At 68.9% G+C, this 14,688-nt stretch carries 17 protein-coding genes; all 17 read right to left on the bottom strand.

Annotation, left to right across the window (positions count from 1 at the left end; genetic code table 11):
- Positions 1 to 20 precede the first annotated feature (20 nt).
- The 17 genes from DDZ14_RS08560 to DDZ14_RS08480 all read right to left on the bottom strand — a co-directional run bounded on the left by DDZ14_RS08560 (position 21) and on the right by DDZ14_RS08480 (position 14,688).
- Positions 21 to 443, bottom strand: coding sequence for a hypothetical protein (locus DDZ14_RS08560; RefSeq protein WP_109424546.1), 423 nt, complete (start codon positions 441 to 443; stop codon positions 21 to 23).
- Positions 440 to 1,414 carry a hypothetical protein gene (locus DDZ14_RS08555; RefSeq protein WP_109424545.1) on the bottom strand — a complete coding sequence of 325 codons (975 nt, stop codon included), beginning with the start codon at positions 1,412 to 1,414 and terminating at the stop codon, positions 440 to 442. Before DDZ14_RS08555 ends, DDZ14_RS08560 begins: the two co-directional genes overlap by 4 nt.
- Positions 1,411 to 4,086, bottom strand: a complete 2,676-nt coding sequence (locus tag DDZ14_RS08550) for a phage tail protein (RefSeq protein WP_109424544.1) — start codon at positions 4,084 to 4,086, stop codon at positions 1,411 to 1,413. The genes DDZ14_RS08555 and DDZ14_RS08550 overlap by 4 nt, the downstream gene beginning before the upstream one ends.
- Positions 4,083 to 4,526: an NlpC/P60 family protein gene (locus DDZ14_RS08545; RefSeq protein ID WP_109424543.1), complete on the bottom strand. Its 444-nt coding sequence runs from the start codon at positions 4,524 to 4,526 to the stop codon at positions 4,083 to 4,085. The genes DDZ14_RS08550 and DDZ14_RS08545 overlap by 4 nt, the downstream gene beginning before the upstream one ends.
- Complete coding sequence (locus DDZ14_RS08540) at positions 4,523 to 5,026, bottom strand: DUF1833 family protein (protein WP_109424542.1); 504 nt, start codon at positions 5,024 to 5,026, stop codon at positions 4,523 to 4,525. The genes DDZ14_RS08545 and DDZ14_RS08540 overlap by 4 nt, the downstream gene beginning before the upstream one ends.
- Complete coding sequence (locus DDZ14_RS08535) at positions 5,023 to 5,883, bottom strand: hypothetical protein (RefSeq protein WP_109424541.1); 861 nt, start codon at positions 5,881 to 5,883, stop codon at positions 5,023 to 5,025. The genes DDZ14_RS08540 and DDZ14_RS08535 overlap by 4 nt, the downstream gene beginning before the upstream one ends.
- Positions 5,880 to 7,988 (bottom strand): phage tail tape-measure protein, encoded by a 2,109-nt coding sequence (locus tag DDZ14_RS08530; RefSeq protein ID WP_109424540.1) that lies wholly within the window; start codon positions 7,986 to 7,988, stop codon positions 5,880 to 5,882. Before DDZ14_RS08530 ends, DDZ14_RS08535 begins: the two co-directional genes overlap by 4 nt.
- Positions 7,989 to 7,990: 2 nt before the next feature.
- Positions 7,991 to 8,212 carry a hypothetical protein gene (locus DDZ14_RS08525; protein WP_109424539.1) on the bottom strand — a complete coding sequence of 74 codons (222 nt, stop codon included), beginning with the start codon at positions 8,210 to 8,212 and terminating at the stop codon, positions 7,991 to 7,993.
- A gap of 83 nt (positions 8,213 to 8,295) precedes the next feature.
- Positions 8,296 to 8,745 carry a hypothetical protein gene (locus DDZ14_RS08520; protein ID WP_109424538.1) on the bottom strand — a complete coding sequence of 150 codons (450 nt, stop codon included), beginning with the start codon at positions 8,743 to 8,745 and terminating at the stop codon, positions 8,296 to 8,298.
- Positions 8,745 to 9,683 (bottom strand): phage tail tube protein, encoded by a 939-nt coding sequence (locus tag DDZ14_RS08515; protein ID WP_109424537.1) that lies wholly within the window; start codon positions 9,681 to 9,683, stop codon positions 8,745 to 8,747. The genes DDZ14_RS08520 and DDZ14_RS08515 overlap by 1 nt, the downstream gene beginning before the upstream one ends.
- Before the next feature lie 31 nt (positions 9,684 to 9,714).
- Positions 9,715 to 10,152, bottom strand: coding sequence for an acyl-CoA transferase (locus DDZ14_RS08510; protein ID WP_109424536.1), 438 nt, complete (start codon positions 10,150 to 10,152; stop codon positions 9,715 to 9,717).
- Positions 10,149 to 10,805 carry a DUF6441 family protein gene (locus DDZ14_RS08505; protein WP_109424535.1) on the bottom strand — a complete coding sequence of 219 codons (657 nt, stop codon included), beginning with the start codon at positions 10,803 to 10,805 and terminating at the stop codon, positions 10,149 to 10,151. The genes DDZ14_RS08510 and DDZ14_RS08505 overlap by 4 nt, the downstream gene beginning before the upstream one ends.
- Positions 10,802 to 11,122, bottom strand: coding sequence for a hypothetical protein (locus tag DDZ14_RS08500; RefSeq protein ID WP_146193118.1), 321 nt, complete (start codon positions 11,120 to 11,122; stop codon positions 10,802 to 10,804). The genes DDZ14_RS08505 and DDZ14_RS08500 overlap by 4 nt, the downstream gene beginning before the upstream one ends.
- A 12-nt stretch (positions 11,123 to 11,134) precedes the next feature.
- Positions 11,135 to 11,398, bottom strand: a complete 264-nt coding sequence (locus DDZ14_RS08495; protein ID WP_109424533.1) for a hypothetical protein — start codon at positions 11,396 to 11,398, stop codon at positions 11,135 to 11,137.
- An 80-nt stretch (positions 11,399 to 11,478) separates the two neighbouring features.
- Positions 11,479 to 12,510, bottom strand: coding sequence for a major capsid protein (locus DDZ14_RS08490; RefSeq protein ID WP_109424532.1), 1,032 nt, complete (start codon positions 12,508 to 12,510; stop codon positions 11,479 to 11,481).
- Positions 12,511 to 12,573: 63 nt separating this feature from the next.
- A complete protein-coding gene (locus DDZ14_RS08485) occupies positions 12,574 to 12,948 on the bottom strand; it encodes a head decoration protein (protein WP_109424531.1) in 375 nt (124 codons plus the stop codon).
- A gap of 72 nt (positions 12,949 to 13,020) precedes the next feature.
- Complete coding sequence (locus DDZ14_RS08480; RefSeq protein WP_109424530.1) at positions 13,021 to 14,688, bottom strand: S49 family peptidase; 1,668 nt, start codon at positions 14,686 to 14,688, stop codon at positions 13,021 to 13,023.

The following is a 14,688-nucleotide window of genomic DNA, read 5'->3' as shown; positions in this document are numbered from 1 at the left end:
TCCTTGATCGAGGTTGGGGATTACGCGGCGATCACGGCCGCCGCTCGGAACAGGTCGTCAACTTCCGTCTCGCTGAGACCAATGGCTGCGGACAGCGCCGCGATGGCGGGACTGTCGCGGTGAAACTCGTTGGCCTCGGCCCAGGCGAGCTGGGTCACGGCGTCTGCCGACTGGATCGCCGTCTCGACCTGCGAGAGCAGACCGGCCTGCAACAGCGCGACCTTGGCCTGGAACTTGCTGACGATCATGCCCGCGCGCTCGGCCGCCAGCGCTTCCGCCGGATCGGGCGCCGGCGGGGCCGTGAAGGCGCTGCCGTCCCAGCCCCAGCCGATACCGGCACCGTCCGTCACCTTCGGCCAGCTGGCCGCCCAGCCGGGAATGTTGTCCGGGTCAAACTCGGCCACGTTGACCACGACCCCGCTGATCACCTCTGCGCGTTTCATAGGACTGTCACCCTCACTTCACCGCGGGCGCCTGGGCCGCCTGTATCCTGCGCTACGATCATGGAACCGCCACCGCCCGGCGGGTTCCCGGCACCCCCGTTCGCGCCCCCGTCACCGCCATAATCACTGGTTCCAGCAGCGGCAGCGTTAGCACCGCCGCTCGCACCGCCAAAGATCGCGTTGTTCCCCGGGGCATTAAAGACTCCGTCTGCTCCGTTGGTCAGTCCATCCGAGACGCCCTGGATGCGCCCGCCGAGACCCCCCGTGGAACCATTTGCCCCCTTTCCGCCCGGTGCTGTCAGCAACGAGCCAAACGTCGTATCCCCGCCATCACCGCCAGCGGGTGTACCGTCCCTGAAACCGCCAGCGCCGCCAGCGCCGATCGTGACCGAGACACTGGATGGCAAATCAGATGCACGGAACCAGCGCCAGTTATAGGAACCACCCCCGCCGGTGCCGACGCCGGACCCAGCCCGGTCCGCCCCCCCGCCAGCGCCCCAGGCCTCTACGAGCACGAGCTGGTTCGGGTCCAGCCCGGCCGGCTTGTTCCAGGTGCCCGATGCCGTGAAGGCCTGGTAGTCGAAGACCGTCGCGGCGCTTGCGCCCGAGCCCCCGCCGATCACCCGGAAGTTCGTGCCGTCGTAGCGGATCAGGTACATCGTCCCGGCCGCGAAATCCCCGGCCGTCAGCGCCGAGCCGTCGGCCGTCAGCACCGGCACGTCGGACGTGCTGCCGATATTCAGCGTCACGCCGCCGGTGTTGTCGGCGGCGGGCTCGATCCAGAAGGCCATCTTGGCGTCGAGCCCGCCGGCGGGCAGCGCGGGTGTGACGCTGGCGGTCAGCGTGTTGGTGCCGGCAACCGAGGTCAGGACCAGCGGCACGCTGTCGAAAAGCGCCGAGATGCTGTCCTGCAGCTCCTGCTGATAATCCGACCCCAGCGCGGCGCCGACCGTGGGCAATCGCAAGCTCATCCGAACCGCTCCTGTAGCTTCTGCCAAATCTCTGGCGCCTCGTCGACGCAGGTCACCTCGGCCTCATGGATCGACCGCGGCACGACGTCGAAGACCACAAGCCGTCGCACCACGCGGGAAAACAGCCCCGACGTGACCAGCACCTCCGGGTCGCCGGTCAGGCCCGTGGGCGAAATCGGCGCCAGGAAGGTCAGGCGCGAATGCGTGCCCGTGCCCTCGGCCACCTCGTGGACCGTGTGCGTGCCGTCCTGGCGCTGGATCATCACGCCACCCTCGGCCCCGATCAGCGACAGGTCGGGCACGACCGAGATGTCGGGCGTCGCCGCGAAGTCCGCCTCGCGCGTGATCTTCACCGGCCGGTCCAGCTCGATCGCGGTCATGTCGCCGGCGCCGTCATACTCGATTCGGCTGGTCCATCCCTGCCCCTGGTGGCGGCTGAGACTGTCATGCGCGACCGCGATCAGGCTGCCGCGCTTGCCCCGGATCACCGACGAGGGCGCGGTGAAGTTGTAGAACGTCGCGCGGTACTCCATCTGCAGCAGGTCGTAGAGCGCGCGATAGCGCGCCTCCGCCTCGGTCACGGCGGTCTCGTAGGTGATCGCCTCGATCAGCCCGCCGCGCTCGCGTGTCGGATCGCGGTAGACGACGATCTGCCGCCGGTCGTAGTCGCGGGCGCGGTCGGCGAAGGTCACGCGCAGCCCGTCCGGGATCACCGGGAAAGCCTTCGACCAGCCGAAGTCGCGCACGTTGGCACTGGCAAAGAGCTGCACCGGGCTGTCGGCGGCGCGATCGAAGTCGCGCGCCACGCCGTAGCGGTCGGCCTGGCGGAGCTGCGCGAACCCGGCCGAGGCCGCAAGCTGCGCCGTGCTCTCGACCGTCTCGCCTTCCAGGATCACATTGACCTCGTGGCCCGCTGTCGCGCAGTCGCTGCGCCATGCGGCAAGCTCCACGTTGTCCATGCTCTCTTCGGGCACCCGGCGGGCGTTCAGCATGCCCGCCAGCGCGTCGCGCAGATGCGGCGCGGGGTTGGACGTGGCTTTCCATTCGGTCCAGGCGGCGCCGTCCCAGTCGCGCACGAGGCCCGAGGCGACGGCGCTCAGCTGCTCGATGCTGGTATTGCGCGCCCTGACCGCGATATAGGCGGCGCGTCCGCGCGGCGCCGGGGCGGCGTTCCAGACCGAGACCGCGCGCGTCGCCTCCACGTCGTCGATCAGGTCGCTGCGCGACTGGTTGATCTCCGGCGGGCTGCCCTCCGAGCCGAAGAAGTCGCGCACCGCGCCGTTCATCTGGTAGGTTGAGGCGGTGTAGAGCGTGTCGCGGAAGGCGTAGCCGCGCAGCACCTCCACGTCCCAGCGCCCCTGCGGGAAGCTCGCGGTGTCGAGCACGATCTCCGCCTCGAACTCGGTCATCCGGACATGCTGCACGCCGGTCGAGCCGAGATTGGCCGACGACGCCCACACGTCGCCCGCGCCGTCGTGAAAATAGCCGTCCGCCAGCCAGCCCCCGCCGGGCGGCGAGATCGACTGCGCCGGCGCGCTGGTGCGCGCCTCGACGAAGCCCACGCCCGTGGCCGCCTCGACCGTTGTGGCGGGCGACGCCGCCCAGGTCAGCTTGACCGTCATGCGCCGCGGCACCGTGCCCGAGGACTGGAAGTGCAGCTCCGGCAGGTTGATCCAGGTCGTGCCGTTCGCCGGCTTGATCCGGATGCGCAGCGGCACCCGCACCTTGTCGGTCAGCGCGTCCTGCTTGAAGAGCCCGCGCCGCAGCGCCATGTCGATGCGCAGCTCGTCGGGCGCCTCGCGCGTCGCGGTGACCACCGGCTGCGGCAGGCTGTCCAGCGCCGAGCCCGTGGCGCTTTCCAGCAGCTTGCCGCCGTCCTGCACCCGGTGCCCGCGCAGCTCAGCCTGCAGGGGCGCGGTGCGGGCGTATCGTGTAACCAGCGTCAGCGGGTCGTCGCCGGGAAACCCTTGCCGGGTCTCGAACTCGACGCCGGTCATGGTTTCGATCGGCGCACCCTTGATGCGGATGTCCGACAGCGAGTGCGGACCGGACATGGCCAGCACCGCCTCGACCACCTCGTCGCCGCGGTCGAGATAGACCATCGGCTCGGTGACGAAGGACGGGAACACCTTGCGGGTGCCCAGCACGCGCGGCAGCGTGCCGCCCGGTTCCAGCTTGTTGCCGCTGGCCGAAGCGACCCCGAGCGTGTCGCGATCTTCCGGCGCGCTATCCTGGCGCGCCAGCGCCGGCGGCTTGATCAGCGCGCTGATCGCCAGCGAGCCCGCGACACCAACGCCAGCGGCCAGGATGCCGGCCACGACCTTGCTGCCCGCCGTCAGCGTGCCTAGGCTGCTCGGTAGCAGCAGTGTACCCGACGCGATGCCCTGCGTGACCGCGATCAGCGCGACCGTGGCCACGAGACCGAGGATGTCCTTGCCGCCATCGCCGCCGCCCTGCAGCGGCCCGTGCAGCGTGATCTCCGAGACGCCGGGCTTCGGGCGCACGTGAGGCCAGGCGGCCCGCGGCACCTCGTGCCCGTCGATGCAGATCGCGCCGTCGAACGCCTCCAGCCCCAGGCTCGCCGCGATCTCGGCCAGGCTCGCGCCGGGAGCCACCTCGCGGAAGCCGACCGGGCCGAGGTGGAACGCATCGCGGTGGACGGCCAGAGTCATGCGCAGGCCTCATGGCGGCGGAAGCCGCGGAGCCGGTGCCGGATCACCGGATCGGTCAGCCCCACCAAGCAGGCCCCGGCACCGGCCTCCGAGTGGATCAGGCGCGCCTCGTCGATCATTACGCCCACGTGTCGCACGCGGTTGTCGGCACCGGCGGTCATCAGCGCCACGTCGAAGGCGCGCGGCGCGGCTACGTCGGTCCAGCACTCCGCGCCCTGGCCGGCGGCGATCTCCTGCGCGACGGCGGCCTGTGCGGCGCGCAGCTCCGCGCTGCTGCCCTGCCGCAACCTCAGCCGGGCACAGGCGGCCATGTAGCGCGCCGATGCGTCGCCGAACTCCGGCAGGCGCACGCCCAGCTCATCCCCGAAGATCACGCGGACCAGCCCCCAGCAATTTGCCTGGGTGAAGGGCAGTCCCACGTATTTGCCCCACCAGCTCATGCGAAGAGCCCCGGAAACTCCACGGCGTCGATGCCGTAGGGCTCGGATGAAAAGTCGCGCAGGCGCAGCCGGCCGGAGATCGCGGCGGCGGTCACGTCCACGTCCGTCAGCTCGAAGTTGAAGTGCGAGTAGATCACGTCCGGCGTGCCGATCTCCGCGCGCGGCGTGACCGTCAGGTCGAAATCCGCCGACGAGAGGATGTAGAGGCTCACGCGCGCCCGCACGTTGGTGCGCGCCAGCGCCTCTCCGATGCGCCAGTCGATGTTCTGGAAGCTCAGCTCGACCGAGGGCGGCCCGTCGGTGTCGGTCACCGGCCGCGGCTCGAACGGGATCGCCGTCCAGGTCTCGCCCTGCCAGACGTAGTCGACCACGTCCGACACGACCCGGATCGGATCGGGCAGCTGCGGATGGTCGATCAGCATGAAGCCCAGGTAGGCGTGCGGCGACGTGCGCGCCTGGCTGTCGGCGATCTGCGCAGGGGTCAGGCTGCGCTCGGTCACAGCGGCACCATCGAGACGTTGGTGAGGTAGATGTTGCCCGCCGTGCCGTTGGCGTCGCGGCGCACGAAGACCTGCGCGGTCACCGCACCGCCGGGCAGCGCGGGAAGGTCGATCGACTTGTGGATTGGCTGCGAGGTGCCCGACGGCGCGAACGTGCTGCCGTCCGTCGCGAGCGGCGTGCCGCCGCCGTCCAGGTAGGTCACGACAACCGCGAACGTGCCATCGGCGGCGGCGTCCGAAACCTCGTCATATTGCAGCCGGTAGCTTTTTGCCGGATCGACCGCGAAGGCCGTGGCGCTGAACATGCTCTCGGCCGTGCCCGAATTGGACGCCATGCGCACGGCATATGGGGCGGGGATTTTCTGCGCGATCGCATCGGCGCTCTGCTGGTCGTTCTGCACCAGATCGAAAGTGGACGGCACCGAAGTCCAGCCGGTAAAATCTCCGGTCCGGAAATCGCCGTTCTCCACCAGCTCGCCCTTGCGCGTGCCGGGGAACGACGCGTCCGGCAGCACCAGCACATTCATGCCGATGACAAACCGCCCACCGCGGCGCGGCGTGATCGAATAGACCCGGTCCTGCACCTGCATCTTGCGGAACGCGCGGGTGACCGGATGCGTCATCACGAAGGGCTGCGTGCCCTTGGCCAGCGTGTCGTCGAACCAGTCCTCGAAGATCGCCAGATCGCCCTCGCGGATGGCGATGGTCTCGACCTTCCACGCCTCGACGCGGGCGGTCGTCCGGGGCCGCGAGAGCGGCGCGCCGGCCTCCGGCTCGAACGCGTGTCCGCCATCCTGCAAGGCGTAGTTCGACCGGATGCTCGCGCCGACATCCTTGAGCGGCCAGTAGATCGTCACCGGCGCACCCGCTGCTGCGCGCTCTGCCGGGCCGAAAGCGCGCGCTGGGTGTTGCGCCCGCGCGAGATCGCATTGCCCACGGCCACGTCTATGACGCGATCACCGTTCGGCCCGCGGCGCTCCTGCACCTCGGAGCCTTCCGGTGCGCCGATCACGTTGACGGTGACGTTGGGCTCACGCCCGCCGCCGCGCGCCAGCAGCTCGCGCGTCTGCGCGGCCGAGAAGATGCGGGCCGGGCCGGTCGCCTCCAGCTCCGGGCCGCGCTCGCCCACGATGCGCAACCCGCCGGGGAAATCCCCGCCCGTGGCAAAGCCCGGAATGACGCCGCCCAGGATCTTGCCCAGCCCCAGCGAGCGCGAGAGACCCGCGAAGGTCTCATTGAGAAGCCCGTCGAGCAGCCGGTTGACCACGTCGTTGATGCTGTTGGCACCCCGGATGATCCCGCCGACCGTCCGGCCCATCTGGTCGTCGAACGCCTCGGCTTTGCGCTTCGCCTCTTCCAGCGCCTTGGCCAGCTTGTCGACGCCCTTCGCCCCCTTGCCACCCGCGCCGCTTTCGCTGCCCAGCTCATTCATCTGCTCCAGCACCTTCTTGGTGCTTTCACCCAGCGCGCCGGTTGCGTCGTCTGTGCGCGACACGATGCCGAGCAATTCATCGAGAGCGGCGCTCGCCTGTCCGAAGCCCTGCGTCACCGCCGCCGCGACGCGGTTCTGGGTTTCTGCCGCCGCTGCAGCAGCCTTACCGGAGGCCGTGCGCAGCTTCTCCGCCAGATCGGCCGCGCCCGAGCCGTCGAAGAAGTCGGCGAAGGGGCTTTCGACGGGTCCACTGTCACCAGAGATCGGATCGAAACTCTCGACCGACCGCGTGAGAAAGCTGTTCTCGAACGTGTCACGCACGAAGTCGCTCCACGCTTGTGCCATCTCCGCGAGAAGCCCCAGGAAGTCGGCACTGATTTCCTGCCAGATGGCCTTGAGGTCGAGCGGGATCGCCTTGGCCGCGGTCACGATCCCGCCAAAAACCTCGCCGGCCACGCGCTTCAACGCTGCCAAAGCCTCGCCGAACCCACCGACGGCGCGCACCAGCCGGTCAAACCGAAATGCGGCTTCGCCCAGGAAAACAACGAACGCGCCGAGAAGAGATTTGAGCAGCGCACCACGCAACACCGTCAAGGCCGTTGCCGCGCCCTGGATGCTGAACGTGAACCGAAGCATGATGCCGATCAGGCGCCCGCTGATAAGCACGGCCAGCCCGGCCAGCACCCGCGCCACGATGCTTAGATTGTCCTTCAGCACGTTCATGGCGTTGTTCAGCGGCCCGCCTTCTTTCGACACTTCCGCCATGAACTTCGCGACCGCCTCCAGCGCCGGGGCGAGCGCCACGGCAAGCTGGTTGCCCAGCCCCTTGGTGATCAGCCCGAGCGCCGAGATCGCGTCGTTGGTGCGCTCGATCTGATCGGCATCCACGTCGCTGACCAGAACGCCGAAGTCTTCCAGTTCCTTGCGCGCCTGGCGCAGCACGTCGGCATCGAGGCGGGTAAAGGCCGCAAACGCCCGGTCGCCGAAAAGCTGGCTGATCACGCCCGCGCGCTCGGCCTCGGGCACGAACTCGGCCAGCGCCTCGTTGATCTTGATCAGGCGTTCATCCACCGGCAGGTTGTTCAGCTCGGCCGCGCCGAGGCGCAGCCGCTCCAGCGCCTTGACCGCCGGGCCGGTGCCTTGCTCGGCCAGCGAGATGCGCCGCGTCAGGCGAGTGACGCCCTCGGCCGCCTCGGTCGCCGACACGCCCGCCAGCTCGCCCGCGCGGGTCAGCACCTGCATCGAGGCCACGGTCGTGTCCAGAGACTGCGCCAGCTTGGCCTGCGCGTCGATGCCCTGCAGCGAGGACCGCACCAGCGCCGCCGCGCCCGCCGCGAACGCGGCGGCAGCCACGGCGCCCACGCGCACCATGCGGCGCTCGAACCGCTGCATCCGCTTGCCGACCCGGTCCATCTCGGACCGCAGGCGGGCAAAGGATTTCTGGCCGGCCTCGCCCGCGCCTTTCAGCGCGCTGCGCACGGCCTTGGCGCCGCGCGCGCTCAGCCGGACCGTGATGCGTTTATCCGCCATCCCTACCTGCGCCCCTGCTCGTTTACCTTGGTCACCATCGCCGCCTCGATCACCGGCAGCAGCTCGGCCACGGCCGCCCCGGAAACCCCCAGCGCCCGGCCCATGGCCAGCGCCGCATTCATGTCAAACCCGATCAGCGCGCCCTGCGTGGCCCGGACCTGTCCGCCCAGCCGCTGCGCCAGGTCCCAGACCTGCCAGCCCTCGAAGCTCCGCGGCGCATTCACCCGCGCCGGGCATTCGTCGCAGACATCCGGGCAGTGGCGGCAGTAGTCGTCGCCCCCGCCCCAGGTCCATTCCGCGAGCGCGCTCAGCCTTTTTTTTCAGCGTCGACCTCGGTTGTGGTATCTGCCGCTTCGAGGACCGCCACCAGGATCGTGCCCATGATTTCCATGTCACTCCGCACGAGCGCCGCCGCGGCTTCCGCGCTGACCGGGATCGGCTCGTCGTTCATGTCGACCACGGTCCATCCGACGACCAGTTTCTCGAAGATGCGCGACGAAATCGTGAAAAGATCATGCACCTGGTCCAGGTTGAAGCTGAGCTCGATCTCTTCTTCGTCCTCGCTTTGATCGTTCGGGTCGCCGGACGCGAGAGCGCTCAGACCGGCAGCCTCCAGTTTCTTCTGGACGGTGTCGCTCACGGCAGTACCGCGCAGGATTTCCAGCACGTCCATCTGGGTGACGGGCCTGATCTGAATCGACAGCTCGTCGTCGATCTTCAGCCATTTCGGCTCGGGGTTAAGGTCGAGCCTTTTCATCAGTAGCCGCTCACGTCGTTGGTCAGCGTGGCCGTGCACATCCGGCCGGTGACGCTGTCGAGCGCCGCCTGCCAGTCGAATGTGGCCTCGATCCCGCCCGGCCCGGTGACCTCGATCTTGGGCTTGGGCAGGAAGACCGAATGCGCGGTCAGGTTGAAGTTCTCGCCGGAGCCCAGCAGGTAGTCGAACTGGAACTCGGTGTCGGTGCCGTTAATCGCCTGGTCCAGCAGGGTTTGGTTTGCGAAACGCACCACGACGTTGCCGGTCAGCGCGGCAATGCCGGGATCCACGCCTTCAATCTTGCCGTCGTTTCGAATCGTCTCAACCGGATCGAGATTGTTGGCATAGGTGATTTGGGCAGACACCACGTTGCCGAGCGCTGAACCGGCGCGGCTGATCGAGCCGTTGAAACTGCCGAAGCGCTTCAATGCAAACGCCGACAGCGTTCCGGCCTGACTCGTCGCGGCCTTGGTTTCACCCTGTCCGATCAGGCTGACGGTCGCCGTCACGTTCCCGGTGCGCTGCATCTGCCAGCTGATCTGATCGACGGCGCAACCTGCCGACATTGCATAATGCGGCACCTCCGGAATGCCGAGCTCAAGCGCCAGACTGGGAAGCAACACTCCGCCCGACTGGAACTCGTGATCGAACGGCCCGGCGCCCGTGGTCGTCGGATCGCCGAAGGCGCCTTTCAACCAGACACCCCAGGATTCGGCGTCGATCGGCACGGTAATGTCACCACCAACCGTGATCGCATCTTTGACCGGGGCGAGCGGGTCGCGGCCGAACCCGAGCAGTTCGTTGTCCAGAAGCGGCTGCTCCGAGCCCACGTTATCGTTCGCAAACGGCATCTGAAAGAAACCGCTGGCGGGCGGCGTACCGTAGACCGTCTCAAACGCAGCCGCCAGTTGCGACCGTGCACCTGTTCCGCGTGCCATGTCCTTTGTCTCCTCGTTTTGGTGTGTGGTCTCAGGCCAGCGGGTCGCTGGTCTCGTAGGTCAGCGTGACGGCCACGGTCGCGGCCTTCACCGCCTCCGCGCCCTCGGCGACGATGTTGAGCGGCGCGGGCGCGTCGCCCAGCACGTAGTCGGTCAGACCGCCCAGCGTGCGGTCGGCGGCGAGCGCCGTGCCGAGCGCGGTCTTGAGCGTGTCGAACCGCGCATCGCGCGTCTCGGCGTCGCGGCCCTCGACGATCAGGTCGATCTCGGCGCGGTGCTCGTAGATGTAACGCACCGGCGACATCAGCGCCGAGGGTTGGCCGGGGTCGCCATCGCGCAGGATCGCGTGACCCTTGGCCGCGATTTTCTCTGGCAGGGCCGCGTTGCGCTCGAAGACCACGCCCGTGGGCATGGCCGATTTCAGCGCGGCGGCCAGTGCGGCCAGAACGGTCTCGGACTTGGTGCTCATTCCCCGCCTACTTTCCGCGACACCCAGGCATCGACGATCATGTCGGGCAGCCGGGCGTCCCATTTCCGCGTGTCGGCATCGAGGTCCAGCCGGGCGGGCAGCTTGACCTGCGGCATCAGCACGAAGATCGGCACAGTCGTGGCCCCGGTCAGGGTGCCGTCCTTGCGCCGCTTGCCGCGCTTTTTCTGGGCGACGCCGCGGGTGTTGATCCGCGCGTCGTCGGTGACCAGGAGGCTCGGCTTTCCACGCCGCCGCACGAAACGCAGCTTCGTGCCGCGGCGCTGCTCCCACTGCCCCGGCGTCAGACGCCGACCGCCAGGCGCGCGGCCGGCCGCATCCGTCGGGATCGCAAGGAAGAAGCCCGACCGGGCGCGGATCGTGGCGCCGCGATCATGCGCGTCGACGATGTCGTTGGCGCTCGACCAGACCAGCGCGGCGGCCTCAAGGCTTGGCTGGCCCTTCGGAAACACTTCCGACCGGATCGCGTTGGCCAGCCGCCGGCCCAGACCCGCGCCGGTGATCTGCTGGCGCCAGTCGGTTTTCAGGCCGATGCTGGTCGAGGTAATGCCCTTGGTCACGGCGCGCTCGCCCGCCTCAATCTCGCCGGCCATGACGGCCGCGAGCTTCGGCTTGATCTCAAGCCCGAGTTTCACGCCTCACACTCCGTCAATTCCACCCGCCAGACCAGCCGGTCGCTGTCACGCTGCGGCGTGCCGACGACCTCGAAGACCTCCGCGCCGATCTCGATCCTGTGCCCCTCGGCCAAGTTGGGCGCCGCGCTGATCAGCAGCTCGACCACGTTCGTGTCCTGTATGAGTCGCCCGCCGTTCCATTCCGCGACCGCGTCCGGTGACAGCCGGATCAGCCGCACCGGCACCGCCGTCACGTCGGGCAGCGCCCGCCAGGTTGCCGCCACCGTCAGGTTGCGGTCCCGGAATACGGCGCCCATGGCCTTGGCGACGGCGGTCACGATGGCGACCCGTCAGCCCTGGTCTGCGGGTTTGCCGACGGTCTGCGGCGCGGGGTCCTTGCCCGCAGGTTTTGCGTCCTTTGCCGGTGCGGCTTTTGCGTCCTTTGCCGGTGCGGCTTTTGCGGTCTTTTCGATACGACCGAATTTCCGCTTCCGGATGTCCTCGGCCACCTTGGCGTCGACGGCCCCGCGCCAGCCCACGGGAAGCGTGCGCTTCTGCGCGGAATTGAGCTGGTAGGTATAGGACCGGTCGATGATCACGCTCGCATCTGCCATGTTCTCTCTCCATCATCAGGGCGCGGCCGGGGATCAGACCCCGGCCGTCGCCGGATCAGGCGCCGTCGCCGGCACTATGATCAGTTGGACGAATGCCCGCGCACCAGGGTCGCGGGGCGGACGCACATGGGCAGCGTGTTCATCTGCGCCTCCACGTCGACCCAGCGGTTGGCCTTCGGGTCCGGCATCGCCTTCGAGTAGAAGTCGCGGCCCGGCGTGTTCACCGTCTCCATGTAATCCGCCGGCGCGTTGTACTGGCGGAAGGTCTGGCGGGTGCCCACGGGGAAGAACCGCGCATCGCCGTCGGGGATGAAGGACTGCGTGACGGTCGTGCCGTCTTCCTGCGGCACGTCGCCCTCGGCCAGGTACTCTTCCCAGACCACGCCCTTGTAGGTGAAGCCGCCGGTCACGTCGTTGCGCAGCGGGTCCTGGACGGACTGGAAGTACTTGTAGGCTTCCTTCACCTCGGCATGGTTGATGAACTTGTCCCAGAACGTGGGCGAGCAGAGCGCGTGGATCCGCGTCATCACATCGCCGCGCAGGTTCAGCTTGATGTGCCGCGTCACCTCGGCCACCTTCGCCTGCATGTCCGTGGTGCCGGTGCCGAGCACGAAGTCCACGGCCTTCTGCGAGATGCCGAACTCCGAGAAGAGATCGACCAGCACCGTGCCGTCGGCATCCTTCACCTGGCCCTGCAACGCACCGGCGCGCAGGTACTCACGGGTGATGTCGATCGACCCACGCAGCTCGGTCTGCCGCTCGGCGATCTCGTCGGCCACCTGCTTGAGCTCGGTCTCCGACCCGAACTGGCGGATGCCGTCGATGTCGTCGGCGGTGATCTTGCTTTCCAGCCCGAAGCGCGCGGTTGCGAAGTTGCGCATCTCGCGCTTGCCGCGGGCTTGCCCCGGCAGGTTGGTGCCCCGCGTCGAGGACTGGATCAGCTGCAGCACGCCGTTCTTTTGTTCCACCTGGAACTGGGGCGTGCGGATGCCGCGCGGGACGAAGAGACCGAGATCGCCGATCCGGCCCCACTGGTTCGGGATGCTGTTGATCGCATCCGTCAGTTCGCGGGTGCGAAACGCATCCGCGTTGAAGATGTCCATGGTCGCCATGGTTTCTGCCTTTCTGTGAGAGTGTCGAGGAAGATGCGCCCGCCCCGATCGGGCGGGCGTCGATCATGCGTCGGTCAGGATGCCGACCGCCTTGAGCGCCGCCACGGCGGCGTCGCGCTTGGTGGCGTTGTCGTAGGTGGCGTCCCAGACCAGCCCGCCGCGGCGCACCCGCGCCTCGCGGGCGATCGCGATCGCGTCGGTCACGTCCGCAGACGCGGCCGCGGCCGGCGTCAGCAAAACCGCGACGGCGGTCTCGGACCCGTCGACGGCGGTCTCGACGCTACGCACGTACTTTCCGCTCGCAGTGATCTTGCCCAGAACGGTGCCGGGCACGAGGTCGGCGCCCGCGGCGATCGTCACCTCGTCGCGGCTGTAGTGGCCATCTTCCTCGAAAAGCAGGAAATCGCCACCGGTGTTGCCCTCGGTCAGTGTGGTCATCGGTTTCTCCTTGGTCTCGCGTCAGGGCCGCACCCGCGGCCTTACGGGTTGTCGCGGGCGCTGCCCGCGGGGTCAGTTCCGGTAGCGCTTGTCGACCGCTGCCAGGACCGGGTTTTCCGGCGGCACGTCCGCCGGAGGCTCTGAAATCGTCGTGTCCGCGCCGGCCATCGCCGCCGACAGCGCACCCGCGCCGGCCTTGCGGTCGTCAGCCGCCAGTGCGGCGACCGCGTCCTCGGCACTCATGTCGGTCTTGAAGGCCAGATGCTGGGCCAGCTTCATGCGGCCCTCGGCGGCAGGCGCCGTCAGGATGGCCGAGATGCGTTCCCGCTCCGCCGACGTGCCGGACGCCGCGGCGGCGGGCGCGGGCACCGGCGTGTTCGCGGTCGCCTCACCGCCCTCGCTCTCGGCCTCTGCCTCGCCTTCACCGTCCGAGTAGTCGCAGCCATCTTCCTCGGCGGCGGCGACCAGGTCGTCGACATCCAGCTCGAGCACGCCGGCAAACGCGTCCAGGCGCTCCAGCGGCGGGCAGTTGATCTCGCCCGCGAGGATCTGGTTCACGGTGCTGGCCTCGATGCCGGCGGCGTCACCCATCTCCTGGATGATCGCCGCGCGATCGCGATCCTCGGTCGCCTGCTCGTCGATCGCGGTGTTGAGAACATTGCCCAGGTTCTCGCCCGCCTGGGGCGTGATCGGGCAGCTGCGCCCGGCCTTGGCGGCGGGGCTCGTCTTCGTCTTGGAAGTATTGGCCATTGCAGACCTCCTGCTCTGATTGAGTTTCGACGCACGGCGCCGCGCGGATGCGCGGGCGGATCGGCGCCCCTGGCTGGGCGAAGCACCGCCCGAAACCTTTGCGACGAACGCGGCGAAGGCCGCGCGCGGGTCGGCCACCTCGTCGGCCAGCCCCATCTCGATGGCGCGGGCGGGCGAGAAGACATCCGCCTCGGTCTTGAGCGCCGCCGCCGCACCGAGCCGCGCGCCGCGTCCCCGGCCGACGGTCTCCGCGAAGAGGTCGCGCAGCTCGTCGGCCTGCCCGGTCAGCTTGGCCAGCACGCCCTCGGGCAGCGCCTCGTAGGGATTGCCGGCCGCCTTGTGGGCGCCCGACCGGATCAGCGTCACGGCCACGCCCTCGCGCTCCAGCGCGCCGCTGAAGTCCGCGTGCAGCATGATCACGCCGATCGAGCCCACGAGAGCGGTGCGCGACATCACGATCCGGTCGGCCTGCGAGGCGATCGCGTAGGCCGCCGACAGCGCGTGGTCCGCGACATAGGCGTGCACGGGCTTGTCCTGGCGCACCGCTCGGATGCGGTCCGCCAGATCGAAGATGCCCGCGACCTCGCCGCCATGGCTGTCGATCTCCAGCGCGACGGCGCGCACTTCCGGATCTCCGGCCGCGGCGTCGATCTGCGCGCGCAGCCCCTCGTAGGATGTCTGTCCGCTCGACTCGCCCAGCCAGGCGCCGCGATGCACCAGCACGCCGGTGACCGGGATCACCGCCACGCCGGAGCTGACCATCAGACCGCCGCGCTCGCGCGCCACCAGGTCGCGCGACTGCGCACCGTCCAGCACCGAGGCAAAGGGCGTGGCCGCGCGCAACGGATCGTCGGTGGCGCGCAGCTCCGGGCCGGGCTCGAAGTCGCCCACCAGCCGATGGCCGAAGCCGCGCAGGAACGCGGCCGCCTTGGCATCGTGGATGAGCAGCGGCGTGTTGAAGACGCGCGCCGCGATCAGCGGATTTTTCAT

Origin of the sequence: Maritimibacter sp. 55A14, assembly GCF_003122205.1 — a bacterium.
Classification (GTDB): Bacteria; Pseudomonadota; Alphaproteobacteria; order Rhodobacterales; family Rhodobacteraceae; genus QEYE01.
The sequence above is the reverse complement of the archived record's forward strand: the minus strand, read 5'-3'. Positions and strand labels throughout refer to the sequence as shown.